This window comes from Paenibacillus lupini, from assembly GCF_011761355.1.
Classification (GTDB): domain Bacteria; phylum Bacillota; class Bacilli; order Paenibacillales; family Paenibacillaceae; genus Pristimantibacillus; species Pristimantibacillus lupini.
Genome location: NZ_JAASRW010000008.1, coordinates 316,047 through 340,251 on the forward strand (window position 1 = coordinate 316,047; position 24,205 = coordinate 340,251).

Consider the following 24,205-nt stretch of genomic DNA (forward strand, 5'->3'; position numbering starts at 1 on the left):
GAATTGCTCAATTGGCTAAGATAGGCCATTTGTGTGCCAATTCTTTTAAGGAGAATAGATCTATGCAGGATATCTATATGGTGCTGCTTCTGGCAGCTGTATTCGTACTCTTCGCCGGATTTATGCAATGGTGTGACCGCTCCATTCAGGAGGAGGAGAAACGATGATATTCACACTCTGTCTGGCCGTACTTATCTTTCTCTATTTAGTGTACGCCCTCATTAATCCAGAAAAATTTTAATCCCTTAAACGATCGCGGGAGGTCAATATGGATATTTTACAGCTTCTTATTGTGATTGGCGTGCTTGTTCTGCTCGTCAAGCCACTTGGCTCGTACGTTTATCACGTCTACTCGAATGAGCCGAACCGAACCGACCGAGTATTCGGGTGGTCTGAACGAATCATTTACAGTGTGATCGGTTTGAAATCCCGGGCAGGCATGACCTGGAAAAAATACGCTCTTAGCTTTCTTCTAACTAATATCGTACTGGTTGCCATCAGCTATTTGATCCTGCGCTTTCAAGGCGGGCTCCCTGGCAATCCGAATAACATCGGCGGTATGGAACAGACCTTGTCCTTTAATACCGTCATCAGCTTCATCACGAATACGAACTTGCAGCATTACAGCGGGGAGACCGGGCTTTCTTACTTCTCGCAGATGGCCGTCATTATGATGATGATGTTCACATCAGCGGCTACAGGCTTCTCGGTTGCGATTGCATTTATCCGTGGCCTGACGAGCAAAGGCACAACAATCGGTAACTTCTTCGAAGACTTCGTGAAGTCACATACCCGGATCTTCCTGCCGCTGGCTGTGCTTGTCACGCTGGTACTGGTGGCTTTGCATGTGCCACAGACGTTTGATCCGAACATAACCGCAACAACACTAGAAGGAGCCACGCAAAATATCGCGATCGGACCTGTGGCATCCCTAGAATCAATCAAGCATTTAGGTACCAACGGCGGCGGTTTCTTCGGAGTCAACTCGGCTCATCCATTCGAGAATCCAAACCCACTGACGAATGTCATCGAAATTTTATCGATGTGGGCGCTTCCTGCATCGTTGCCTTATGTATTTGGACGATTTGCGAAAAACCGTAAGCAGGGCTGGGTTATATTTTCCGCGATGATGACCCTGTTCCTTGTCTTTCTGGCAACGGTCTATACCGCTGAGCTGCATGGCAATCCAGCATTGAACAATCTTGGTGTGGATGCCTCACAAGGCAGTATGGAAGGCAAAGAGGTACGCTTTGGTATCGCACAATCCGCTCTGTTTACAGCCGTCACAACAGCAGCGACCACCGGTACGGTAAACAACATGCACGATACGCTGACACCAATTGGCGGACTCGTACCGCTTGCCGAGATGATGCTTAACGTAGTATTTGGCGGTAAGGGTGTTGGTCTCATTAACATGCTGATGTACGCCATACTCGGAGTATTTATCGCCGGACTTATGGTTGGACGTACGCCGGAGTTTCTTGGACGGAAAATCGAGCCGCGTGAGATGAAGCTCATCGCGATCGCCATTCTCGCCCATCCCTTTATTATCCTGGTGCCGACCGCTATCGCCTTCCTTACCGATCTAGGCCAAGGTTCGATTAGCAACGCAGGCTTCCACGGCATCTCGCAGGTGCTATATGAGTACACCTCATCAGCAGCAAATAATGGCTCCGGCTTTGAGGGATTAGCCGATAATACACCTTTCTGGAATATTACAACCGGACTGGTCATGCTGTTTGGACGATATATCTCGATGATTGCCATGCTTGCCGTAGCCGGTTCGCTGGTCCGTAAGCAGCCTGTGCCAGAGACATCAGGTACATTCCGGACAGATAACGTGCTGTTTACAGGGATTCTTGTAGGAACCGTATTAATTATTGGAGCGCTGACGTTCCTGCCTGCCGTTGTTCTTGGACCAATCGCAGAGTATCTGACGCTTCGCTAACGGATAAGGATGAGGTGAGTAAAAGGTGACTACGAAACGTAAATCTATGCTGGACTCCGCTATTTTAAGCCGAGCGGTCAGGGACAGCTTTATTAAATTAAATCCACTAACAATGATGAAAAACCCCGTCATGTTCGTCGTTGAGGTCGGTACACTTGTCGTACTGCTTATGACATTGCTGCCCGGCTATTTCGGTACAGAAGATCGGGTAGGCTTTAATCTGACGGTGTTTCTTATTCTGCTATTCACGGTACTCTTCGCGAATTTCGCAGAAGCATTAGCCGAAGGGCGCGGTAAAGCGCAGGCCGATTCGCTTAAGAAGAGCAAACAGGACATTACGGCTAACAAAATGGTCGGCAATAGTGTAAAACAAGTCGTATCTACCGAGCTTCGGAAAGGCGATATGGTTATCGTCTCACAAGGCGAGATGATTCCGGGCGATGGCGAAGTTATTGAGGGCCTTGCTTCTGTTGATGAATCCGCCATTACCGGTGAATCTGCCCCTGTTATTAAGGAAGCTGGCGGTGACTTCAGCTCCGTTACCGGCGGTACACGTGTCGTCAGCGACCAGATCAAGGTCCGTATTATGAGTGATCCCGGCGAATCGTTTATCGACCGTATGATCTCACTTGTTGAAGGCGCCAAGCGGCAAAAGACGCCAAACGAACTGGCTCTGAACACCCTGCTTACAAGCCTGACGCTTATCTTCCTGATCGTTGTCGTTACCCTGGCTCCTATCGCCAAATATGTTGGTGTAGAGCTGGATGTGCCCGTGCTGATCGCCCTGCTCGTCTGTCTTATTCCGACCACGATTGGCGGTCTGCTGTCAGCCATCGGGATCGCCGGTATGGACCGCGTAACGCAGTTTAATGTATTGGCGATGTCAGGCAAAGCCGTTGAAGCAGCCGGCGATATTAACACCATGATTCTGGATAAAACCGGTACGATTACATTCGGGAACCGGATGGCCAGCGATTTCCTTCCTGTTAAGGGCTCAACCATCCAAGAGCTTGGCGAGTGGGCAGCACTCAGCTCAGCCAAAGACGAGACGCCGGAAGGACGCTCCGTATTAGAGCTGATGAAGACCAAGCAGCTCTCCTACGGAGCAGAGCAGATTGAGCAGGCTTCCTTCATTCCTTTTACAGCAGAAACTCGTATGAGCGGTACCGATTTGCCAGATGGAAGAAAAGTACGAAAAGGCGCCGTTGATGCCGTTAAGAAATGGGTATTATCTCAAGGGGGTACGATCCCAACTGATCTCGATTCTACCGGTGAGTCCGTTGCCGTCCTCGGCGGGACACCACTTGCTGTTTCCGTCGATAACCGGATTCTAGGTATTATTTATTTGAAAGATACCGTTAAACCAGGCATGCAGGAGAGATTTGCTGAGCTTCGCCGGATGGGCATCAAGACCATCATGTGTACTGGCGATAATCCGCTGACGGCAGCAACGATTGCCCGTGAAGCAGGCGTGGATGACTTTGTAGCGGAGAGCCGCCCAGAGGATAAAATCGCGCTGATTAAAAGAGAGCAGGCAGCAGGCAGTCTTGTTGCGATGACGGGCGACGGCACGAATGACGCCCCTGCTCTTGCACAGGCCGATGTTGGGCTTGCGATGAACAGCGGTACAATCGCAGCGAAGGAAGCTGCGAATATGATCGATCTGGATTCCGACCCGTCGAAGATTATCGAGGTTGTGGCTATCGGCAAGCAGCTGCTAATGACCCGCGGCGCTTTGACCACATTCAGTATTGCGAATGATATCGCCAAATATTTTGCCATCATCCCTGCGATGTTCATGATTGCGATCCCGCAGATGGATGTCCTGAACATTATGAAACTTGGCTCGCCTTCCTCGGCGATCCTCTCGGCGCTTATCTTCAACGCCGTCATTATCCCGCTCCTCATCCCGCTTGCGATGCGAGGGGTTGCTTACAAACCGATGAATGCATCCAAGTTGTTAAGCAAGAACCTGCTTATCTACGGGCTTGGCGGCGTCATTGCACCATTCATTGGGATTAAGCTGCTCGACCTCATCGTTCATATTTGGATCTAATGCAATATTCGAAAGGAAGGGATCTTATGAATCAATCTGCTTCATCATCCGCATCAGGCGGCGGCTCGATCCTGATGATTGCGATCAGGGCAAGTATCGCGTTTATTATATTGTGCGGTATTATTTATCCGCTCGTATCTACTGGTTTAGCGCAGCTGTTCTTCCCGCATCAGGCGAACGGAAGCTTGATTAAGAACGCAGAAGGCCAGATTATCGGCTCGTCCCTAATCGGGCAAAGCTTCACCGACCCTGCCTACTTCCAAGGGCGTGTTTCGAGCATTGACTATAAAGCAGAAGCTTCCGGATCCAACAACTATGCGCCTTCTAATCCAGATATGCTGAAGCGGACGCAGGAATCGATTGCCGCATGGAAGGCAGCCAATCCAGATGTTCCAATCAGCAAGCTTCCGATAGCTCTGATTACCAACTCTGGTTCCGGCCTCGACCCGCATATCACGCCAAGCTCAGCTGAGGTTCAAATTCCGCGGATCAGCAAGCTGACCGGTTTATCGACCGATACGTTGGAACAGCTTGTCCAAAAGCATACTGAAGGACGTGACCTTGGTGTATTTGGTGAACCGCGTATCAATGTACTGGAGCTCAATATCGAACTAAGCCAGCTTAAAAAATAAAGCAAACCGCCCCGCTTGCACTTGGCAGGCGGGGCATTCACACGCTAAGGGGAAGGAGGAACACCCGTCATGGACAACGGCTACCGTCGAAAAACACCCGAAGAGCTTCTGCAAGCCATAGCCAAGCTCCATCACGGACGGCTTAAAATCTATATTGGTGCGGTTAGCGGTACCGGTAAAACCTACCATATGCTGCGCGATGGCCAGCAGCTTCAGAAGCAAGGCATTGATGTCGTAGCCTGTGCTGTCTCGACGAGGCAAAGGCCCGAGACGATGGAGCAGCTCAGCGAAATCGAACGTATTCCCAGCATTCACTGGTTTAAGGAAGGAGTCGAGTGGAAGGATCTTGACTTAAGAGCCATAAAGACGCGTAATCCCGAAGTCTTGCTCGTTGATGGGCTTGCCCATCGCAACCGCCAAGAGGCAGAGTTTCCTTCCCGGCTCGATGATATCAAGCATCTGCTCAAATGCGGAATAAGCGTCATGACGACGATCAATGTGTATGAACTGGACGGCGTTTGCGATCTTGCTTATCAGTTAACAGGGATTGAGGCCGAGTGTACCGTGCCGGATGATATTTTAGAGTTTGCGGATGAAGTGCGGCTTATCGACGTTTCGCCTGAGACCATTTTGACACGATTAAACGAAGGTCATCTACGTAACACCCAGTCTCCTCACCTGCTTCGGAGGGGAAATCTTGATAAGCTGCGCGAACTCGCTCTGCGCCTGATGGCCGAGGATGTCAACGGATCATTGGAGCATCATCGGAGGAATCAAGGTCTTATTGGCCCCTCCGGCGCATCCGAGCGAATACTTGTGACGGTACAGTATCATTGGAACGGCTCTATCCATATCCGGCGCGGTCAGCAAGTAGCGAAGCGGCTGAGCGGGGAACTGCTCGTCGTATCGTTCATATCGGATAATACCTCTTTATCAAAAGAAGCTGCTGCATTTAAGCGTTCGATCATGAAGCTCACGCAAAAGATTGGGGCATCCTTCGAGGAGCTGGTTGTCCCCCGCCTTCATCGGCGCCTGCTGTCCCAGCATATTACCGAGTATGCGATGGCCCATGGTGTAACCCGCATTGTACTGGGCCACTCCAAGCATACCTGGCTGCAGGAGCTGCTTCATGGCTCCATCGCTAATGGGATCTTGCAGCAAGCCAAACCAATCGATCTCTTCTTTGTCGCTGATCGGACAGATCAGGAAGGAGAACGTATTCTTCCTGCGAGGCATCGCACGGAGTCCCGCTCTACTTATAAAAGACTCAGCATTGCCGAGAAAAAGCAAACGACCGAGCGTATGAAACGCGGTACCTTCAAAGTATATATTGGTGCAGCACCCGGAGTGGGAAAAACGTACACCATGCTCCGTGAGGGTAATGTCCTCCTCCGCAAAGGCATTGATGTCGTGATTGGTCTTCTTGAGACACATGGCCGCAAGGACACAATGGAGCAGGTGGCGGAGCTGCCCTCTATTCCAAGAGCACAAATAGCCTATAAGGATATGCTGCTGGAGGAGATGGACGTCCCTGCTATTCTTAAGCGATTTCCTGAGGTGGTCCTTATCGATGAACTTGCCCATACGAATGTGCCGGGCAGTGTAAACAAGAAGAGATATGAAGATGTCCGTTTCATTCTGGATGCCGGCATCTCGGTTATTTCCACCGTTAATGTCCAGCATCTCGAAAGCTTAAATGACGCTGTCGAGCAAATAACAGGGGTTCGGGTCAGAGAGACGGTACCCGACAGCATGCTGCGCATCGCCGATGAAGTAGAGCTTATTGATGTATCGCCTAGAGCGTTGCAGGAACGAATGCGGGAAGGCAGAATCTATGCCATGGGCAAGGTCGAACAGGCGCTTGGTGCCTTTTTTCAGCTTGGCAATCTAATTGCTCTGCGTGAACTGGCCTTGCGCGAAATTGCGGATGATGTGGATGAAAGGCTTGAGGCTTGGGAACGGACAGGATCGCTGCGTGGTCCGTGGCGGAGGCAGGAGGTCATATTTGTAGCCATAACAGACCTTGCACAAGCCGATCGGCTGATTCGCAGAGGCTTCCGTATCGCCCACCGGCTTAAGGCCGAATGGCATGTCATGGTCGTTCATAATGGCGGCGGACACGCAATAGACCGTCGTATGAAGGAGCTCCTTCAATTAACGGAGCAGCTAGGCGGAATGTTTGTTGTTAAAGAGATGAGACAGACACAATATCTTTCGGCTTTTCTGCTCACCCATGCCAATGCGCTACATAGTACGCAGTTCATTATTGGTCAGGAGAAAAGGAGCTGGCTCGCGAGAATGTTCCGACCGTCCATCGTAAAGAAGATATTGCAGAACGGCCGCAACATGGATGTGATGGTCGTTAGCTGCCTTCCTTCGCAAGAGCAATAATATCTTTTGGATCGAGAATATGGCGTTCATAACTTGTGTAAAAGGTTTGGATCATGGCAAGACCAACCTGCCGAAGCGTAATAAGATGATTAGGGAACAAAGGTCTTAAGATCGGATACAGCCACGTCAGCGCATAGGCCCATTTCGGAACCCTCACTTGCCCCTTCGTTGGGTGCATATAGCTTGGTCGGAACATGAAAGCACGGCGGAACGGCAGCTGCAGAAGGTGATTCTCCGTTCTTCCTTTCACCCTAGCCCACATTACTTTGCCCTGCTCTGTGCTGTCTGTGCTGGCGCCGGTTACATAGCAGAACACCATGTCCTCGTTCAAGCTCGATAGCAAGCGTGCAACATGCATCGTCAGATCATAGGTCACACGAGTGTAGTCTGCCTCCGACATACCAACCGACGAGACGCCAAGGCAGAAATAGCAGGCATTGTATCCTTTAAGCTCATTCTGAATCGGGGTTAAGTCATAAAAATCCTTATGTATGATTTCCTTCAGCTTCGGGTGCGTAACACCAATTGGCCGACGAGTAATAGCAAGTACCTGTTCAACATCCGGATGCTGCAGGCATTCCATCAGAACACCTTCCCCGACCATACCTGTAGCTCCCGTAATAATCGCTCTTATTTTCTCTTTCGGCTGCTTTGTTTCCATTCTCGCATCTCTCCCTTATTAACAGGCACTACAATCATTATGGCATAGGCCTAGCAACAAAAAAAGACGAGGCAAATTCTCTCTGCCTCGTCTTCCTTCTATATGTTAAGCCATCATTTGCTTCACAAGCTCGCGGTTCCGTTCTTTAAATACTTCGTTATGGGATGAGACCATTCCGTATGCATTAGCATCCGGTTGAATATAAGATTTCGCTCTGTTCACCGCATTAGCTGCATCTTGGAAAGCTCCCGCGATCAAATGAAGTTTGCCATCATGCATCAAAATATCGCCTGCAGCATATAGACCCGGTACGGAGGACTCGCCGCTCGGAGTACCTTTTACATACCAGTCATCAACCATCTCAATGTTAAGCTTGCTGTTCTCGAGTAAGGAGGAATCCCGTTCATAACCGTGATTAATAACGACATCATCAATATCCAGATGTGATACTTCACCTGACTCGCTATGGGTCAGCTCGACGCGTTCCACCAGCTCATCGCCTGCGCTCGCGAGCAGTTTTGTAATTTCAGTATGGAACAAGCATTCCACTTTCGGACTGTTCATTAGGGTTGTTACATTCGCTTCATGCCCGGACAAGGCCTCTTTGCGATATGTAATGTAGATTTTCTTCGCGAACGGAAGCAGCTCCATCGCCCAGTCAACAGCCGAGTTGCCTCCACCGGAAATGATCACGTTCTTATCTTTAAATCTCTTCAATGATTTCACCGTATAATGAAGGTTTGTTACCTCAAATTTCTCTGCGCCCTCAATTGCGATCTTCTTCGGATTCAGAATACCACCGCCAACTGCGATGATGACCGTCTTCGAATAATGAATACGTCCCGAGGAGCCTTGCAGCACGAAAATATTATCTTCATTACGTGTAATGGATTCGATCTTCTCATTCAATACAACCTCTGGATCAAACGTCAGCCCTTGCTTCACAATCTGATCAATTAACTGTGCTCCTGGAGTAGGAGTTAAACCGCCGATGTCCCAGATCATTTTCTCAGGGTAAACATGGACCTTTCCGCCTAGAAAAGGCTGGAACTCGATAAGCTTCGTCTTCATTTCTCTAAGCCCGCTATAGAAAGTAGAATACAGCCCCGCAGGTCCGCCCCCAATTACCGTTACATCAAACAATTCCTCTTGCAGCATGAACGTTCCTCCTCGGAAAAGCACTGTCATTGATTATCATTATCAATAGTATACGGCTTTTGAGAACATTTTTCAATAAGCATTGACAATCCGACTAAATCACTATAATTTAGTAAATGGCACTAATAGTGATAATCATTATCACACACTCTTAGCTATATGATCCTCAGCATGCAATTATTTCACTTATAGAAAAGGAGATTTACACCACCATGAAAAAAGCACTTATCTCTCTCATGATGCTCTTCGTTATCATTCTGAGCGCATGCGGAAACAACAGTAACACAAGCAATAACGCAGGAACTGAGAACACTGCCGCAACAAACAATGCCGGGGCAGCCAATGCTTCGCCATCCGCAGACACAGCTGCTGAAGCAACAGGCAACATCACGTTCCAATCGGAAAGCGGCCCAATGGAAGTACCTGCTAATCCGCAGCGTATTGTTGATCTTTCTTCTTATACAGGCAGCTTGATCTCCCTTGGCATCACTCCTATTGGCGTCACCAACTGGGCGAAAGACAATCCTAACTTTACTGAGCAGTTGAAGGATGTAACCGAAGTATCCGAAGAAGATCTCGAGAAAATTCTCGAGCTGGAGCCGGATCTGATTATTGGCACAGAAACAACAAAGAACATCGATAAACTAAAGGAAATCGCTCCAACTGTTATTTTCACTTACAATAAGGTTGATTACCTGCAGCAGCATATTGAGGTCGGCAAAGCCGTTAACAAGGAAAAAGAAGCGACGGCTTGGGTGGAAGACTTCAAAGCACGTGCTGCCCAAATCGGCAAAGATATTAAAGCTAAAATCGGTGAGGACTCTACGGTTACCGTCATCGAGAACTTCGACAAGGAATTGTATATGTTCGGAGATGCTTGGGGCCGCGGCACCGAAATTCTGTACCAGGCGATGGGCCTGAAGATGCCGCAGAAAGTAAAAGACATGACCTTGAAAGACGGCTGGTATGCGTTGTCACTAGAAGTGCTTCCTGAATACGCCGGCGACTATATCGTCTTCAGCCAAAGCAAAGATACAGCTGGCTCCATTACTGAAACCGAAACTTACAAGAACATCCCGGCTGTAAAAAATAATCATGTCATCACAGCAGATGCTAGAGGCTTCTACTTCAATGATGCCTATACGCTTGATTATCAACTGAACTTCTTTAAAGAGCAGTTCCTGGGTCAATAATCTCATGATACAAGAAACGAGACGACCTATCCCTTTTGTTATCAAGCTGCTAGTAGGGATCGTACTCTTTATCGCAATCTTCTTCCTGGCCATGGTGTTCGGTGCTGCCGACACCACGGTCCATGAAACATGGCTCGCGCTGACGTCACCTCACGATACAAGTGAGAAAGTGACGCTTTTGCGCGAAATCAGGCTGCCACGTGAAATCGCGGCAATCTTTGTTGGTGCGGCACTGGCCGTATCCGGCGCCATTATGCAAGGTGTGACTCGGAATGCGCTGGCAGATCCGGGGCTTCTCGGTTTATCTGCCGGAGCAAATGCCGCCCTTGCAGTAACGGTTGCGTTATTCCCTAGCATTAATTACTTCGGCATTATGATCGCATGCTTTATCGGAGCTGCCCTTGGTTCGATTCTCGTTATCGGAATTGGTGCAGCAAAACGAGGCGGCTTCTCCCCTATTCGTATCGTTTTGGCGGGAGCAGCTGTTTCTACATTTCTATACGCCGTTGCAGAAGGCGTCGGCCTTACCTTTAAAGTATCCAAAGATGTTAACATGTGGACATCCGGGGGGTTGATCGGAACCTCCTGGGGACAGCTTCAAATGATTGTTCCAGTTATCGTGGTTGGTATTCTTATTGCAATCGCGATGTCGAAGCAGCTGACCGTACTTAGCCTGAGTGAAGATGTGGCAACCAGCCTTGGGCAAAAAACCGGTCTAATTAAAGGAATCCTATTCACTGTTACAATTCTGCTTGCTGGCGCATCTGTTGCACTTGTCGGCAATCTGGCCTTCCTAGGCCTCATGATTCCGCATATGGTCCGCGCTATTGTCGGTCAAGACTATCGTTATTCCGTTCCGATGTCCGCTATTGTAGGTGCTTCCTTCATGCTGCTCGCGGATTTGATCGGCCGGACGATCAATGCGCCGTATGAAACGCCGGTTGCAGCGATTATTGCGGTTGTAGGTCTGCCTTTCTTCCTCATTATCGTTAGAAGAGGAGGCAAAGCACTCAAATGATGTTATCTTATTTGGTTCGAAAACAACGTATTATCCTTGGCATCCTGCTGCTGCTTATTATCGCGACCATCATTACTAGTCTTAGCCTTGGTTATTCAACCTTGACCTTTAAAAGGTTATTACCTGTTCTGTTTGGGGACGGTTCGAAAAAGGAAAACTTCATTCTGTTTGACATACGGATGCCGCGTGTCATCATTACTCTACTGGCTGGTATGGCGCTTGCTCTATCCGGCTCGATTCTGCAAGGCGTATCACGCAATGATCTGGCTGATCCCGGTATTATCGGTATTAACTCGGGGGCAGGCGTGGCAATTACAGTCTTCTTCCTGTTCTTTCCGACGGAGGCTGGTCCTTTCGTCTATGCCCTGCCGGTTGTCGCCTTTATCGGCGCCTTGGCAACCGCATGCCTAATTACTCTGTTCTCCTGGAAAAGACATGTGGGCATCCAGCCGGTTAGTATGGTGCTGACGGGCATCGGCTTCCAATTGGCGCTTAGCGGCGTTATGATCGTCCTTATATCCTCAGCAGACCGCGAGAAAGTGGATTTCATCGCCAAATGGATTGCCGGCGGCATCTGGGGAACAGATTGGCCGTTTATTTGGGCCATGCTTCCATGGCTCATCATCTTTATTCCATTTACGCTGTACAAGGCGAACCGCCTCAACATTCTCTCTTTGAATGAGCATATAGCGGTTGGCGTCGGTATCTCACTGACGAAGGAACGTGTTGTGCTGCTCTTCTCGGCTGTTGCCCTGGCGGCATCTGCCGTGTCCGTGACAGGCGGTATCGCCTTCATCGGGCTGCTCGCGCCGCATATAGCGAAAGCCTTAGTTGGCCCGCGTAATCAATTGTTCATCCCGATCTCCATCCTGTTTGGTGGATGGCTGCTCGTACTCGCTGATACAATTGGCCGTCAGGTCGATATTGCCGGCGGCTTACCAGCCGGGATCGTCGTGTCCCTGATCGGCGCACCATACTTCTTAATTTTGCTGCTAAAGAAATAGAAGAAATAAAAGAAATAAGCCCTCAAGCAGTGGATCTGCTTGGGAGCTTATTTGGTGTGTTCATGCACGTAAATTCACATACGCTAGACTGTACTTTATCCAACAGAATGGTGCATCCTAGCCAAGTAACCATTGCTGCATTGGATTCTATCCAGCAGATTTCAGCACAAATGGCCGAGAATGCTCATGATGCGCGGAATGGATTGGATGGAATCCAACATAACCCGCAGCTGGCAATCTCAAAATCAATTTTGCTGGATGAAATCCAACGAATTACGAGGGAATTGGTAAACCAACAAACGCTCCTCGAGCTGAGCTGAGCTCCAGTCACTCAACCCAGCTCGCGTGCAATGGCGCGGCCGGCAACTCGGCCGCTGTAGAGGCAGCCGCCGAGGAAGGTACCTTCCAGCGCGCGGTAACCATGCATACCGCCGCCGCCAAAACCGGATGCCTCGCCTGCGGCATAAAGGCCCGGGATGGCGTCGCCCGCCGCGTTCAAGACGCGAGCAGACAGATCCGTCTGCAATCCGCCAAGCGTCTTGCGGCTGACGATGTTAAGCCGAACTGCAATCAGCGGGCCGTTCTTCGGATCAAGCAGCTTATGAGGAGGCGCTACCCGAATCAGTTTATCGCCAATGTAGCTGCGGGCTCCGCGAAGAGCGGTGATTTGCAGGTCTTTCGTAAATTTGTTGTCGATCTCCCGGTCTCTAGCGATTAACTGGCGCTCAATTGAAGCATAATCAAGCAAGTTCTCGCCGGTCAGCCGATTCATACCCGCCACAAGCTCCGCCAAATGATTAGCCACAATGAAGTCTTCGCCTTTATCCATGAAGGCCTGCACGGGACCGGACGCACCAGGCAGCGCCCGGGAGAGAACCTGCCGGACGCTCTTTCCCGTCAAATCGGGATTCTGCTCCGAGCCGGAGAGCGCGAACTCCTTCTCTATAATCTTCTGCGTCAATATAAACCAGGAGTAGTCATAGCCCGTTTTCTGTATAGTCTCCAGCGTACCTAATGTATCAAAGCCCGGGAAGTTGGGAGCCGGGAACCGCTGACCACGTGCATCCAGCCAGATCGAAGACGGTCCCGGTAATATCCGGATGCCATGGTTGTCCCATACGGAATTCCAGTTCTTAATCCCTTCGGTATAATGCCACATCCGGTCCCGGTTCACGATCTGTCCGCCCGCTTCCTCCGTAATACCAAGCATTCTTCCGTCGACATGCGCTGGTACACCTGACAGCATACGGGCAGGAGGTGTTCCAAGACGGCTTGGCCAGCTTTGACGGACAAGCTCATGGTTGCCCCCGATGCCACCGCTCGTTACGACTACAGCATTCGCTTCATATTCGAAATCTCCAATTGCCACTCTTGAACTGGCCTCACCTCGTGCAGCTGTGCTTGGTTCCAAGACAATACCAGCCACGCCTATAATCGCATCGCCGCTGCTCAGCAGCCGGTCTACTCTATGCCGGGGCTTATAGATCAGCCTGCCGCTTGCCATATGCTCACGAATACGCTTCTCGAACGGTGCAACAATAGCAGGGCCTGTCCCCCATACAATGTGGAACCGCGGTACCGAATTGCCATGTCCTTCGGCCAAATATCCGCCACGCTCCGCCCATCCAACAACCGGAAAGAACCGTATGCCCATCCCGCGCAGCCATTCTCTTTTCTCTCCTGCTGCAAAAGAGACATAAGCCTCCGCCCATTGCCTGCCCCAGTAATCCTCATCCTCATCTCGATCAAAGCCTGCTGCTCCAAGCCAATCCTGCCAAGCGAGCTCCCTCGAATCTTTAATACCAAGCCTTCGTTGCTCAGGCGAGTTCACTAGGAATAATCCTCCGAAGGACCACCAAGCCTGTCCACCGATCGATGCTTCTGGTTCTTGGTCAAGCAATAGCACTTGTTTCCCCGCATCCGCGATCTCTCCCGCTGCCACTAGTCCAGCAAGACCTGCGCCTACTACAATTGCATCATACTTCATCAGCTATACTCCCCCAGCCGCTATGAACCAGCAGATATTCATAATTTTATTATTAATCACTTCCAATCGATGTCAAGACAAGAAAAGGGCTCCCCTTCCTGGAAAGGGAGCCCTAGATCTAATGCCATTTATTTATTTTTTAAGAGGAAGCTGCTGTACGTAGCTGTCGGACAGATGCAACAGTTCAAGTGCTCTGTTGTACTCGTCTTCGGTTACGCCGCCTTCTGTTGTCTCTGTACCATCAACTACTTTATGGTTCGTACCGTCTTCATATTCAAGACCCGGTACATAAAGGTTTTCGTTATCAATCACTGATCCGCTAGGCAGGAAGTGACGCATTGGAATGAGCTCCGAGCTTTGGTTCAGAAGGTCTTCACCAAAGTGGATCTGATTCTTCATCGATGCACCAACCAGATTCGCAACGGTTGGCAGGATGTCAATTTGACCGCCAACTTTATCGTTTACCAACGGTTGAGTTACGCCTGGAACGTGCATAATAAGTGGGATGTTAAACATTTCGGTATGACCGTAGTCTGTACCAAGCATTTCTTTCATCAATGCTTTTTCATCATCATCCAGCGAGTACAATGGCAGACCTTGGTGGTCACCGTACATGAGGACGATGCTGTCATCCCACAGACCGCTTGATTTCAAGCCGTCAATGAATTGGCCAAGTGCAAAGTCAGCATAATTTTGTGCTTTAAGATAACGAGTAACCAAGCTGTCATCCTTGAACTCTGCAGGAAGCTCAATCCGGTATTTCGAAGTCGGAATGTTGTACGGATGATGCGCGCTCATCGAAATGACTTGTGCATAGAACGGCTTATCCGCCTGATCCATTTTCGCAAGTTCAGGCAGCGTCTTCGCATACAGCACTTCGTCAGAAGCGCCGAAGGCTACATGGTCTTCATCACCGTAGAACTGTTGATCATAATACTTTTCCCAGCCAAGCGACGAGTACAGTTCTGTACGGTTCCAGAACTCAACGGCGTTCGTATGGAATGTCGCTGTCGAGTAGCCGTTCTCTTGCATCAGCTTAGGTAAGCTTGGCAATACTTTATCTACGTTCACGTCTGTTGCTGCTTTATGCTTAGGAACATAAAGGGACGTATTTACCACATACTCGGCATCGGAAGTTGTACCTTGCCCAGCCATTGCATAGAAGTGCGTGAAATGTGTTGCCTCTTGAACCAGCTTGTTCATGTTTGGCGTAATTTCCACGCCGCCTACTTTAAGGCCAACTAGGAAATCTTGATACGATTCCATTTGAAGAATAATGACGTTCTTGCCTTTGGCAGCACCAAAGTTATTCGGCGATGCAGGCGCTGTAATGCCTTTGAGCTCATCAATCTTCGCCTGCGTAATTTGATCCATCGGCGTAACCGGTTCGTTTTCCAGCATTTTATCAATGATGTTGTACACTTCGTAATCAAGCAGACCCATTTCTTCAGCTTGCTTGTTCTCGTTCATACTTGCGCGGTTAGGCCAAACGTTAACAAGACATACAACAATAGATAATGCGAATGCTGCCATCCATGCTTTGCTGCGCACAGGACGCAGATCAGCCGATTGGCGGGCTTTCTTGAATTTCGGCAGAATTAATACCACCGCAATGACGATAATATCAAGGAAGATCAGCAAATAATAAGGATCCATGAGCGAGTAGGTGCTTTCCCCTACTTCTTTCATTTTACCGGCTTGGCTAAGTGCATCCGTATTAACAATAATGCCATAATATTTGTAATACATCAGAATCGCGAAGTATAAGGCCGTAAATAACAGGTTAACAATCATGTAGTACAGCATCTTGCGTTTACCTGCAAAGAATTCGATCAAACAGAACACAGCAATAAAGAATGGAACCTCAGTCAGAAGCGTAAGCCACGAGAAGCCATTATCGAAAACAACATCACGAGCAACGATACTCTTAATCAGCAAAATAATAAGGAAATAGTAGAAACGTCTATTTAAGAATCTAGTTATTAGAGACACCCTTGTCATCACCTTTCATTTCAAATCGCGAAAAATAATCCTTAGCTGTCTATGTGTGGCTTAAGGATTTTTCCATAGATCTATTGTAAAATCCACATTCTCTTCCATGTATTTATAAACATCCGGTTCGTTAAGTAGCTGAATCCCAACCGATTTGCTCATAATCGCATGTAAGCTTGTGGACAAGAATTGTCTGGATGCTATCCGGAAATCAAGATCACGAATCTCGCCTCTCTCATGCCGGTCTTTCAGAAATTCTTCGAAGATGGCGCTCTGCTCGCGGAGCAGCGTCGTCAATTGCTCAGCTTCTTCAAAGCCAAGCAGTTCATTCTCACGGAACAAAATCCGTGTCAAATCCATATCCGCCGTAAACAGCTCATAAATCCGGCGCTTAATAGTCATCATCGCGTCTCTAAGATCCATCTCCTCGATGACGCGGTTAATCTGCTGTATTTCTTTTCTACGGTGCTCGAAGCTTTCACGTAGCAACACCGACATAATTTCACGCTTGCCGCCCGGAAAATAATGATAAAGGATACCGTCTCCCATCCCGATCTTCCTCGTGATTTCTCGTACTGGGGTTCCATGGTATCCTTTTTCTGCAAATAATGATTTTGCAGCTTCTAGTATTTTCTCACGCGTTTCAGCCGCTTGCTCTTTTCGGATGTTGCGAGACATCGTCGCCACCTCCTTAAAAGAATTGTTGCTTACTTCGTAAGCATACGCTTGACGACAATTCTTACTTCGTAAGCATGAATTAGTTGCATTGCTGCTCTTAGCAACTACTCTAGTTTCACTGAACGATCGCACAGCGAAATTTTAGCGCAAGGCCGATGTTATGTCAATCGATCTGCCAAAACATCACAAAATCGCCTAAACTTTTCGTTTATCTTTTACGACGGCGTCTTTTTTTTGTTCGAAGTGTTCCTTATATTCGACAAATCCAATTTCGCAGCCAGGTCCGATCACAACTTTGTTCCCTCTTACTATATCAGCAATTGTGTTTTCCAAATAGATATGATCTCCTTCCAAAACTGACACTGAAAGCCTTGCGCTGGAAGAAGGTTTGAAAAATAAACTGAGCGGATGCATTAAGCTCGCTTTACGAATGGTAATCTGTCCACCGCCAATCTCATGTGCTTTGCAATCGCGGTACAGTTTAATATCAAGCTTTCCGGCATTAAGCAAGCCTCCGATTTCGAAAATTCCCCGTGCCGTGAACGATTCCGCTTCACAATCTCCTGCTGTATGAAGCATTCCTCTTAAATGGATCTTCTCACTATATATGTCGTTCTTTGACTCTATCGTGCCAGAAATGTTCAGCTCCCTGAGCTGTGTAATCCCGCCGACTGCAACAGTACCAGATGTCTTAAGCATGCCGCCTTTCAGTCCGCCTTTGATGTCACATGTTCCAACAATACTCACCTGATCAGCAGCGGCTAACGTACCGTTAATCTCCATCGTCCCCATACACTTCAACTTCTTGCAGTCTGTATCGCCCTCGATCGTACCTTCTCCAACAATCTTGACATTGTTATAGATACCACCCATGACGCTTGAGCTCCCGGTAATCGTTAGATTTCTTCTTGTCTTTTCACTTATAAGCTGATTCATAAGATCGCCTCCATCCTCTTAGACTTGAACATGCTTAATGATCTTCGAGCTGCTATGCACATCAAGACTTTGCTTGTATTCCACATTGCCAATCGTGCAGCCCGGACCAATTTTCACTTTCCCGCCGCGCACCATGTCAGCCATTGTATTTTCAAGGTAGATTTGATCGCCTTCAATAACCCCTGCATTCAGTTTGTTGCTGAATGGACCCAGAGCGGATTGCAGCCACTTGCCGAAGCCCTTACTAGACTGCTCACGGATCTGAATATCTTCGCCGCCAATCTCCTCTATTCGGCTTGCGCCTTGCAAGCTCAGCTTAATCTGCCCTGCGTTCAGCATCTCCATTTGCATTCGTCCATTGGCTTCAAAGGTTTCTGACTCACAGTTGCCCTTCACGGTTACCATGCCGTTCATCCGGATATTCTCACTGATCATGTTGCCTTCTACCTTCAATTTACCCTCAAGGTTAAACTTATTGGCATGCAGACTGCCGTGTACCGTAACGATTCCATTAATCGCAGCTTTCATGGCTTTCAAGCTGCCTTGCAGATCGCCTGTGCCATCCACTTGAAACTCCGTACAGTTGACATCTCCTTCGATTTTGCCCATTCCTTCGATCTTTGCGAGATGAACATCACCGCCATTTGATTTGCCGATTCCTGTAATGATCAGCTTCCTGTTATTTTCCATTAAATTGTACACCTCCGTTATATCGCCATTAACTTCAATTTTAATTGCTCGATCAGCCCCGGCACATCCACTCGGAGGATGATCTTTACTCCGCTTTCGAAATGAATTTCACCGCCGGCAGGTACAAGAAAGAACACCGAGACTCCCATCTTCCGAAGCAGAATCAGATCACACTGCTGTTCCTTGAACTTCTTATAGTGCTCGAGGAAGGTCGGGATTAACGTCTTACCCTCTTCGAGGCTGATCTCACCTGTCTGTAGACAGTAATCAAGCACGTAGACACATAATGTCTGCTCGAACGTATACAGCTCCGATTGTCCGATATAGACTTCCGCTGTTTTTGCTGCATTTGTCGAAACAATGTTTCGTTCTATTAATTGCTTCATTGGGATCGAAATCGCCTTTGACGCGGGTGAGAACATATCTGCAAGCTCATCTAAGGAAAGATCATCCTTCATATGAACAATTTTATCGATTCTGTCTAATATTTTCTGCTTTGGGAAAAATGTCTCTTGCCCAGTGAACGCTGATTTGCGGATAAACCACTCCTCAGGCAGCAGGTTTTTACGTTTCCATCGGTAAAGCTGTCCATAAGAAATGCCAGTAAGCTCCAGCAATTCCTTCTTGGATATTAATTCTTCTTCCACATTAACGCCTCCCTTGCCTTTAATATAACATAACATTGTTACGTTGTTAAGCTCAAAAAGAAGCCGTCCACAGCATTAAGCTTCTGGAACGGCTTCTTTTAACATTGTATTAGCCCTGCCAGGGCTCGTACAGGTTGGATTTGAAGTCGCAGCTAACCGGCTGAACTCCTCTTAAGCGCCAGTCACAAAACTCGAGCAGATGGTCAAGATCCTCCTGCGTTCGGTTATGTCCGCCAGCTCGGTATGCGATACCAATCTGCTCGGCTGCACCAAGGAAATCAAATACCCGCTCCGCCTCGGCGTAAGAGACATACATCCCTTCGGGATTCACCCAATCATCCTCGTATCCGCCTGTTAAAAGCAGTGCCCTCGGCGCTATTAGAGCCGCCAGCTGATGCTGGTCGAATGGCAGTTCCGCTGGGTCCTTGAACTGAAGGAAGGCTGTGTTAAACCAATGTGCCTCTCCTTCACTATGCAGCGCTTCAAGCGGCTCACTTCTGCCGGCTGTTCCCCAAGGGTAGTTTTTCCCTTCGAACGAGTGCCGGAAGGAGGCCATTCCTCCCGCTCCTGAAGCATGAGGATTCACAAGCGTGAATCGCTTGTCCATCATCCCAATAACAAGGCTGGCTTTGCCCCATCTGGAGAAGCCGGTAATAATGGTTCGTTCCGCGTCGAGATTAGGATAAAGATGCTGCTGAAGCGCATCCATAACTTTTCCCGCCGCCCAGCCTAAAGCAACAAAGATACCTGGATCTGCCTTCTCCGCTGAGTATGGATACAGAGTGAAGAAAGCTCCTGTTCTTGCGGAGTTGTCAGAAGCGATCTCGGCTGGCAGCAATGTAACTACTGCATAACCGCGTTTGTTCGCCTGCTCGATGTGATTCGTCAAAGCAGTACCTTCCGGGTGCCAGCCCTCTAATGAGCCAATCGAGAAGATGACCGGATAGGGTCCTTCCAACGCACAATCTTCAGGCGGCAAGCTAAGCCTAGCGGTAAAGACAGCCTGCGCATCTCCCTGCTTAACATGAACCTGTAATCCCTGCTCTGTTTTGACATAGAATACCTGTTCACCCGATGTATCCGGCATAACACCATACATATAATAATGAAACAGCTCTTGCAGTTCCTTCGAGCGTTCTTCCCAGTCAGCTTTCGTTAGAACACGGCGGCCATCCTGGAACGTAAACGGATCAGGCAGTTTTCGCATGTTGCTGCACATCCTCCCATGAACTTGATCAACATGAATCATTTATTTGCCAAAAGCATGTTAATCCCTTCTCTTTTCTATAAATAAAGAGCTATTCCTAACTGACCTGATTGGACCAGCAGAAATAGCTCTTATGATTTATTAATTAATGGCCGCCTGCCTGATCGACATGCTTCACATGCTTATGATTCGCCAGGATGAACAGCACAGATAAGATAACAAAGCCTGCACCTACATAGAAAGGAATATGAGGGTTATACCATTCTGCCAGCTTGCCGGCGAAGTAAGGCGCGATCGCCCCGCCAATAAAGCGCAGGAAGCTGTATGCAGCAGAAGCGGTGGAACGCTCAATCGGAGCGGCATTCATAACACCAGTCGTAATTAACGTGTTGTTGTTCCCAAGCAAGGCGCCTGCAAAGATGACACTTGCGATAATAACCCATTGCGTATCGGTCCAGATCGCCATCGCAAGCAAAGTAAGTCCAAACAGCGTCAACATAACCGCCATCGATCTTACGGTACCGAATTTCCGCTGCAGCCAAGGTGCCATAAATACGGAAGTAACGGCAAGCAGAATCCCCCAGCCGAGGAACACATAGCCGAGCCCATGAATACCTAAGCCCATTACAAACGGAGCATAAGCCATCAGCGTAAAGAAGCCGAAGTTATAGAAGCAAGCCGTCAGACCAAAGACAACAAGTGGACGATGTCTTAATGCCCGAAACGGATCAAGCAAAGACGTTTTTCTAGCATTAGTTGCAGCTGCTCTTGGCGCACCTGCTGCTTTGGGCATCATAAAGGTAATCGCAAGGAATGCGATAACCATCAGACCGGCTACCCCCAGAAAAGGGCCTCTCCATGAGATCGAACCAAGCTCACCGCCAAGCAGAGGACCTACTGAAATACCAATACCAATAGCGGCTTCATAAAGGATAATTGCTTTTGTCACGCCGCTTTTGGACAAGGATACGATAGCAGTCAAGGCCGTTGCAACAAAGAAAGCATTACCGAGACCCCAGCCGGCACGGTAGCCAACAAGTGCCCATATGTTATTCGACAACCCGCCTAGCAGCGAGAAAATCGCAATAATGACGACACCAAGCAGAAGCGTCCATTTGATGCCAATGCGTGAGGTCACAACACCGGTAATCAACATGGCTACCGCCATAACCGCATTGTAGCTGGTGAACAATAGGCTTACTTCACTAGCTGATGCATGCATCTCTTCGGCAATAGCTTTCAAGATCGGGTCAACAAGACCAATCCCCATGAATGCGATGATACCTGCGAAAAAAACTGCCCATACCGCGTGGGGCTGGCTGAAAAACCCGCCTTTCTCTTCTGTTAACGAATCTGATTGAGATGAATTTGCCACGCTCATCATCACTCCTGTTTATATTTCGATTTGGCTTCGGTAATTTTACCTTTCAAGAGGTGAATTTCCGAACGCATATTTTTCATTTTCTCAAGCTTCAGATCAATCAGCTCCAGCTGTCTATCAACCGTTTGCTCAAGTTCATTGATTTTCTGCAGCCGTAATTCCCGGTCTTCTGTTTGTTTGATCTCGTCACGCTGATTAATGAACTCCTCGCTCATCGAAACGTACTGCTGCAGCTCCTGCAGTGAGAAACCAAGCACGTCCCGTGCATTAATAAGCTTCTTAAGCCGCTCTACGTGAGCTTCGGTATACAGACGAAATCCACCCTCACTTCTATCTGGAGGAGTCATCAGCCCAATCTCCTCATAATAACGAAGTGTTCGCTTCGTTAAGCCAACCATCTTTGCAACGTCCTCGATTTTATAAAAGATGTTCATCGCCTCTTTCCTTACTTTCTGTACTTTTACGATACCACCAGATTAATGTTAACGTCAACGTTAACTTTAGTAAATTGACAGTAGCTCCTTCATTTTCCTCTATCGATAAGATGTCCTACTTGCAGCAGCTACATTCGATAAAAAAGCCAGGATCACTCCCGTACTGAGAATGTCCCGGCTTAGCCGATACTTATGGAATAAGAATAATTTTACCGGTGCTTTGCCGGCTCTCCAGCAGACGGTGTGCTTCCGCGCCATCCTGAAGGGAGAACGTTCTAGGCGTTTCTAGCCTCAGACTCCCCTCAAGCAGCCAGTCAAACAAATCCGTAGCACGGCGGATTCGATCCTCCCGAGTTGTTACATGATTCCACAGATCGCCGCCTGTTAACGTCTTCGACGAGTCCATCAACATCCGAGGATCTACAAAAGCTGGATCTCCTCCCGCCATGCCATAAAAGACGACCGTTCCCTTGGTCCGCACAGCTGAGAAGCTGTCCATCAGGGTAGAACCTACCGAATCATAAGCAACCGTTACTCCGTCACCATCAGATGACCAGCTCTTGGCCTCCTCTACCCAATTGCTATTGTAGAGGAATGCTTCATCTGCACCAGCTGCCAGCGCAGCTCCCTGCTTCGCCTCTGATGAGACAAGCCCAAGCACACGTGCTCCTTGCCGCTTCGCGAGCTGCAGCAATAGCTGTCCAACGCCACCGGCTGCAGCATGGACGAGCACCTCGTCACCCTTCTGCACCTTGTAGCTGTCATGTGTCAAATAATGCGCCGTCATTCCTTGAAGCAATACTGCCGCGGCTATCTCAAAGCTGATATCCTCAGGAAGCGGAATGGCCTTCGCGATCGGCACCTGCACCAGCTCTGCATTTGCAAAAGGCACATCGCAGAAAGCAATTCGGTCACCTGGCTTCAGCCCTTCAACCTCCGGGCTAACCTCTTCAACAACGCCAGCACCCTCGTAGCCCAATAGATAAGGTGGTTCACCCGCCAAATGATAGTTACCCCGTCTGCGATAAATATCCGCATAGTTCAGCCCAATCGCCTTCATTCTTACCAATACCGTTCCGGGCTCAAGCGATGGTGCTGCAATTTCCTTATAGGCCAATACCTCCGGCCCGCCAAACTGTTCAAATACTAATGCCTTCATGCTGTTCATCTTGCTGCCCCTTATATGTGATCATCATTATTCTACTAAATATGCTTCGAAAGTGCTTTATTCATTCTCCAAACCAATTCATCCATATAAAGTAATATAATTGTTTTTTCCCTATCCCCCTCACTTTGCATCTTATAAAATAAAGAGAATAAGAGAGTAAAAGGAGGGAGTCCAATGCTCCTTGACCGTAAGGATCTAAAAGGGGATTGTGAACGCTGCTTTGGCTTATGCTGCGTTGCACTTCCTTTTGCCGCATCCGGGGATTTTGCGATCGATAAACACAGCGGGCAACCTTGCCGTAATCTGCTGGAGGATTTCCGATGCGGCATTCACAATAAGCTGCGACAACATGGCTTTCGTGGTTGCACCGTATATGACTGCTTTGGTGCCGGGCAAAAGGTTTCACAGGTTACTTTCGGCGGGCGCAACTGGCAGCGTGATCCACAAACCGCAAAGCAGATGTTTAGCATTTTCCCTGCCATATGGCAACTTCACGAGCTGCTCTGGTATTTGACCGATGCACTTGAGAAGCAAGCGGCTGAGTCCATTCATACAGAGCTTCGAGAGGCAATCGAGGAGACAGAACGTCTCACCCACTTAAGCGTTGAAGCATTGCTGGAGCTGGATGTCGCCGCTCACCGCGCCAAGGTGAATACGTTGCTGCTGCAGGCAAGCGAGCTTGTTCGGGCACAAGCGCCGCAGATTAAGACCAACATTCGACACAAAAAAACGATCGGACGTGGCGCAGATCTGATTGGTGCCAAGCTTCAAGATGCGGACCTCCGAGGGGCTAACTTACGGGGGGCTTATCTCATCGCGGCCGATCTACGGAATGCTGACCTCCGCCACGCGGATCTCATCGGTGTGGATATGCGCGATACCGATCTAAGTGGAGCGGACTTACGCGACACTTTATTCCTTACTCAGGTCCAGCTTCAGTCTGCAAAAGGCAATTCCAGTACCAAGCTTCCACCGTCCTTCGTCTATCCCGCTCACTGGAACAAATAAAGCCAGCCCGTCTTAG

The 24,205-nt window shown here is 48.7% G+C and carries 22 protein-coding genes; 10 read left to right on the plus strand and 12 right to left on the minus strand.

Features of this window, described 5'->3' with window-relative positions; genetic code table 11:
* Positions 1–163 precede the first annotated feature (163 nt).
* The 5 genes from kdpF to FHS17_RS24870 all read left to right on the plus strand — a co-directional run bounded on the left by kdpF (position 164) and on the right by FHS17_RS24870 (position 7,027).
* Positions 164–241, plus strand: coding sequence for a K(+)-transporting ATPase subunit F (gene kdpF / locus FHS17_RS31280; RefSeq protein ID WP_167281207.1), 78 nt, complete (start codon positions 164–166; stop codon positions 239–241).
* 27 nt (positions 242–268) lie between these two features.
* A complete protein-coding gene (gene kdpA / locus FHS17_RS24855; protein WP_167281145.1) occupies positions 269–1,948 on the plus strand; it encodes a potassium-transporting ATPase subunit KdpA in 1,680 nt (559 codons plus the stop codon).
* Between the two features lie 25 nt (positions 1,949–1,973).
* The gene (gene kdpB / locus FHS17_RS24860) at positions 1,974–4,004 is read left to right on the plus strand and encodes a potassium-transporting ATPase subunit KdpB (protein WP_167281146.1); all 2,031 of its coding nucleotides are present in this window, start codon (positions 1,974–1,976) and stop codon (positions 4,002–4,004) included.
* A 26-nt stretch (positions 4,005–4,030) separates the two neighbouring features.
* Positions 4,031–4,636 carry a potassium-transporting ATPase subunit KdpC gene (kdpC, locus tag FHS17_RS24865; RefSeq protein WP_167281147.1) on the plus strand — a complete coding sequence of 202 codons (606 nt, stop codon included), beginning with the start codon at positions 4,031–4,033 and terminating at the stop codon, positions 4,634–4,636.
* A gap of 69 nt (positions 4,637–4,705) precedes the next feature.
* On the plus strand, positions 4,706–7,027 hold the full coding sequence (locus tag FHS17_RS24870; RefSeq protein WP_167281148.1) for a histidine kinase: 2,322 nt from the start codon (positions 4,706–4,708) through the stop codon (positions 7,025–7,027).
* On the opposite strand, the gene FHS17_RS24875 is transcribed toward FHS17_RS24870, so the two are convergent.
* Positions 6,999–7,688 carry an NAD-dependent epimerase/dehydratase family protein gene (locus FHS17_RS24875; protein WP_167281149.1) on the minus strand — a complete coding sequence of 230 codons (690 nt, stop codon included), beginning with the start codon at positions 7,686–7,688 and terminating at the stop codon, positions 6,999–7,001. The two genes, FHS17_RS24870 and FHS17_RS24875, sit on opposite strands and share 29 nt — an antisense overlap.
* A 105-nt stretch (positions 7,689–7,793) precedes the next feature.
* Positions 7,794–8,846: an NAD(P)/FAD-dependent oxidoreductase gene (locus FHS17_RS24880; protein WP_167281150.1), complete on the minus strand. Its 1,053-nt coding sequence runs from the start codon at positions 8,844–8,846 to the stop codon at positions 7,794–7,796.
* A gap of 212 nt (positions 8,847–9,058) precedes the next feature.
* Here FHS17_RS24880 and FHS17_RS24885 point away from each other — a divergent pair, with 212 nt between their 5' ends.
* Genes FHS17_RS24885 through FHS17_RS24900 form a run of 4 tightly spaced genes read left to right on the plus strand, consistent with a single transcriptional unit; the run spans position 9,059 to position 12,381 of the window.
* Positions 9,059–10,039, plus strand: coding sequence for an iron-hydroxamate ABC transporter substrate-binding protein (locus FHS17_RS24885; protein ID WP_167281151.1), 981 nt, complete (start codon positions 9,059–9,061; stop codon positions 10,037–10,039).
* A gap of 4 nt (positions 10,040–10,043) precedes the next feature.
* On the plus strand, positions 10,044–11,057 hold the full coding sequence (locus FHS17_RS24890) for a FecCD family ABC transporter permease (RefSeq protein ID WP_167281152.1): 1,014 nt from the start codon (positions 10,044–10,046) through the stop codon (positions 11,055–11,057).
* Positions 11,054–12,061 (plus strand): FecCD family ABC transporter permease, encoded by a 1,008-nt coding sequence (locus FHS17_RS24895; protein ID WP_167281153.1) that lies wholly within the window; start codon positions 11,054–11,056, stop codon positions 12,059–12,061. Before FHS17_RS24890 ends, FHS17_RS24895 begins: the two co-directional genes overlap by 4 nt.
* A 56-nt stretch (positions 12,062–12,117) precedes the next feature.
* Complete coding sequence (locus FHS17_RS24900) at positions 12,118–12,381, plus strand: hypothetical protein (protein ID WP_167281154.1); 264 nt, start codon at positions 12,118–12,120, stop codon at positions 12,379–12,381.
* 11 nt (positions 12,382–12,392) lie between these two features.
* Here the strand turns inward: FHS17_RS24900 and FHS17_RS24905 are convergent, their stop codons facing one another.
* From FHS17_RS24905 to FHS17_RS24950, 10 genes are all read right to left on the minus strand, one after another.
* The gene (locus FHS17_RS24905) at positions 12,393–14,048 is read right to left on the minus strand and encodes an FAD-binding dehydrogenase (RefSeq protein WP_167281155.1); all 1,656 of its coding nucleotides are present in this window, start codon (positions 14,046–14,048) and stop codon (positions 12,393–12,395) included.
* Between the two features lie 132 nt (positions 14,049–14,180).
* Positions 14,181–16,040: an LTA synthase family protein gene (locus tag FHS17_RS24910; RefSeq protein ID WP_167281156.1), complete on the minus strand. Its 1,860-nt coding sequence runs from the start codon at positions 16,038–16,040 to the stop codon at positions 14,181–14,183.
* Between the two features lie 60 nt (positions 16,041–16,100).
* Positions 16,101–16,718: a TetR/AcrR family transcriptional regulator gene (locus FHS17_RS24915; protein WP_167281157.1), complete on the minus strand. Its 618-nt coding sequence runs from the start codon at positions 16,716–16,718 to the stop codon at positions 16,101–16,103.
* A gap of 195 nt (positions 16,719–16,913) precedes the next feature.
* Entirely contained in the window at positions 16,914–17,654 is a 741-nt protein-coding gene (locus FHS17_RS24920) for a hypothetical protein (protein WP_167281158.1), read from the minus strand.
* An 18-nt stretch (positions 17,655–17,672) separates the two neighbouring features.
* Positions 17,673–18,344 carry a polymer-forming cytoskeletal protein gene (locus FHS17_RS24925; protein ID WP_167281159.1) on the minus strand — a complete coding sequence of 224 codons (672 nt, stop codon included), beginning with the start codon at positions 18,342–18,344 and terminating at the stop codon, positions 17,673–17,675.
* Positions 18,345–18,361: 17 nt separating this feature from the next.
* Positions 18,362–18,991 carry a DUF4004 family protein gene (locus FHS17_RS24930; RefSeq protein ID WP_167281160.1) on the minus strand — a complete coding sequence of 210 codons (630 nt, stop codon included), beginning with the start codon at positions 18,989–18,991 and terminating at the stop codon, positions 18,362–18,364.
* Positions 18,992–19,100: 109 nt separating this feature from the next.
* Entirely contained in the window at positions 19,101–20,198 is a 1,098-nt protein-coding gene (locus FHS17_RS24935; protein WP_167281161.1) for a glucuronyl esterase domain-containing protein, read from the minus strand.
* A gap of 145 nt (positions 20,199–20,343) precedes the next feature.
* Complete coding sequence (locus FHS17_RS24940) at positions 20,344–21,579, minus strand: MFS transporter (protein WP_167281208.1); 1,236 nt, start codon at positions 21,577–21,579, stop codon at positions 20,344–20,346.
* Positions 21,580–21,581: 2 nt separating this feature from the next.
* Positions 21,582–22,013 (minus strand): MerR family transcriptional regulator, encoded by a 432-nt coding sequence (locus FHS17_RS24945; protein WP_167281162.1) that lies wholly within the window; start codon positions 22,011–22,013, stop codon positions 21,582–21,584.
* Between the two features lie 190 nt (positions 22,014–22,203).
* On the minus strand, positions 22,204–23,172 hold the full coding sequence (locus tag FHS17_RS24950) for a quinone oxidoreductase family protein (protein WP_167281209.1): 969 nt from the start codon (positions 23,170–23,172) through the stop codon (positions 22,204–22,206).
* 183 nt (positions 23,173–23,355) lie between these two features.
* Here FHS17_RS24950 and FHS17_RS24955 point away from each other — a divergent pair, with 183 nt between their 5' ends.
* A complete protein-coding gene (locus tag FHS17_RS24955) occupies positions 23,356–24,189 on the plus strand; it encodes a pentapeptide repeat-containing protein (protein ID WP_167281163.1) in 834 nt (277 codons plus the stop codon).
* Positions 24,190–24,205 lie beyond the last annotated feature (16 nt).

What these genes read in the sequence shown, in the direction of transcription:
- FHS17_RS24950 (WP_167281209.1), bottom strand. Translation starts at nt 23,172, where the DNA reads ATGAAGGCATTAGTATTTGAACAGTTTGGCGGGCCGGAGGTATTGGCC.
- kdpC (WP_167281147.1), top strand. Translation starts at nt 4,031, where the DNA reads ATGAATCAATCTGCTTCATCATCCGCATCAGGCGGCGGCTCGATCCTG.
- FHS17_RS24905 (WP_167281155.1), bottom strand. Translation starts at nt 14,048, where the DNA reads ATGAAGTATGATGCAATTGTAGTAGGCGCAGGTCTTGCTGGACTAGTG.
- FHS17_RS24920 (WP_167281158.1), bottom strand. Translation starts at nt 17,654, where the DNA reads ATGAATCAGCTTATAAGTGAAAAGACAAGAAGAAATCTAACGATTACC.
- FHS17_RS24955 (WP_167281163.1), top strand. Translation starts at nt 23,356, where the DNA reads ATGCTCCTTGACCGTAAGGATCTAAAAGGGGATTGTGAACGCTGCTTT.
- FHS17_RS24875 (WP_167281149.1), bottom strand. Translation starts at nt 7,688, where the DNA reads ATGGAAACAAAGCAGCCGAAAGAGAAAATAAGAGCGATTATTACGGGA.
- FHS17_RS24880 (WP_167281150.1), bottom strand. Translation starts at nt 8,846, where the DNA reads ATGCTGCAAGAGGAATTGTTTGATGTAACGGTAATTGGGGGCGGACCT.
- FHS17_RS24915 (WP_167281157.1), bottom strand. Translation starts at nt 16,718, where the DNA reads ATGTCTCGCAACATCCGAAAAGAGCAAGCGGCTGAAACGCGTGAGAAA.
- FHS17_RS24895 (WP_167281153.1), top strand. Translation starts at nt 11,054, where the DNA reads ATGATGTTATCTTATTTGGTTCGAAAACAACGTATTATCCTTGGCATC.
- FHS17_RS24945 (WP_167281162.1), bottom strand. Translation starts at nt 22,013, where the DNA reads ATGAACATCTTTTATAAAATCGAGGACGTTGCAAAGATGGTTGGCTTA.
- FHS17_RS24890 (WP_167281152.1), top strand. Translation starts at nt 10,044, where the DNA reads ATGATACAAGAAACGAGACGACCTATCCCTTTTGTTATCAAGCTGCTA.
- FHS17_RS24885 (WP_167281151.1), top strand. Translation starts at nt 9,059, where the DNA reads ATGAAAAAAGCACTTATCTCTCTCATGATGCTCTTCGTTATCATTCTG.
- FHS17_RS24935 (WP_167281161.1), bottom strand. Translation starts at nt 20,198, where the DNA reads ATGCGAAAACTGCCTGATCCGTTTACGTTCCAGGATGGCCGCCGTGTT.
- FHS17_RS24940 (WP_167281208.1), bottom strand. Translation starts at nt 21,579, where the DNA reads ATGAGCGTGGCAAATTCATCTCAATCAGATTCGTTAACAGAAGAGAAA.
- FHS17_RS24925 (WP_167281159.1), bottom strand. Translation starts at nt 18,344, where the DNA reads ATGGAAAATAACAGGAAGCTGATCATTACAGGAATCGGCAAATCAAAT.
- kdpF (WP_167281207.1), top strand. Translation starts at nt 164, where the DNA reads ATGATATTCACACTCTGTCTGGCCGTACTTATCTTTCTCTATTTAGTG.
- kdpA (WP_167281145.1), top strand. Translation starts at nt 269, where the DNA reads ATGGATATTTTACAGCTTCTTATTGTGATTGGCGTGCTTGTTCTGCTC.
- FHS17_RS24870 (WP_167281148.1), top strand. Translation starts at nt 4,706, where the DNA reads ATGGACAACGGCTACCGTCGAAAAACACCCGAAGAGCTTCTGCAAGCC.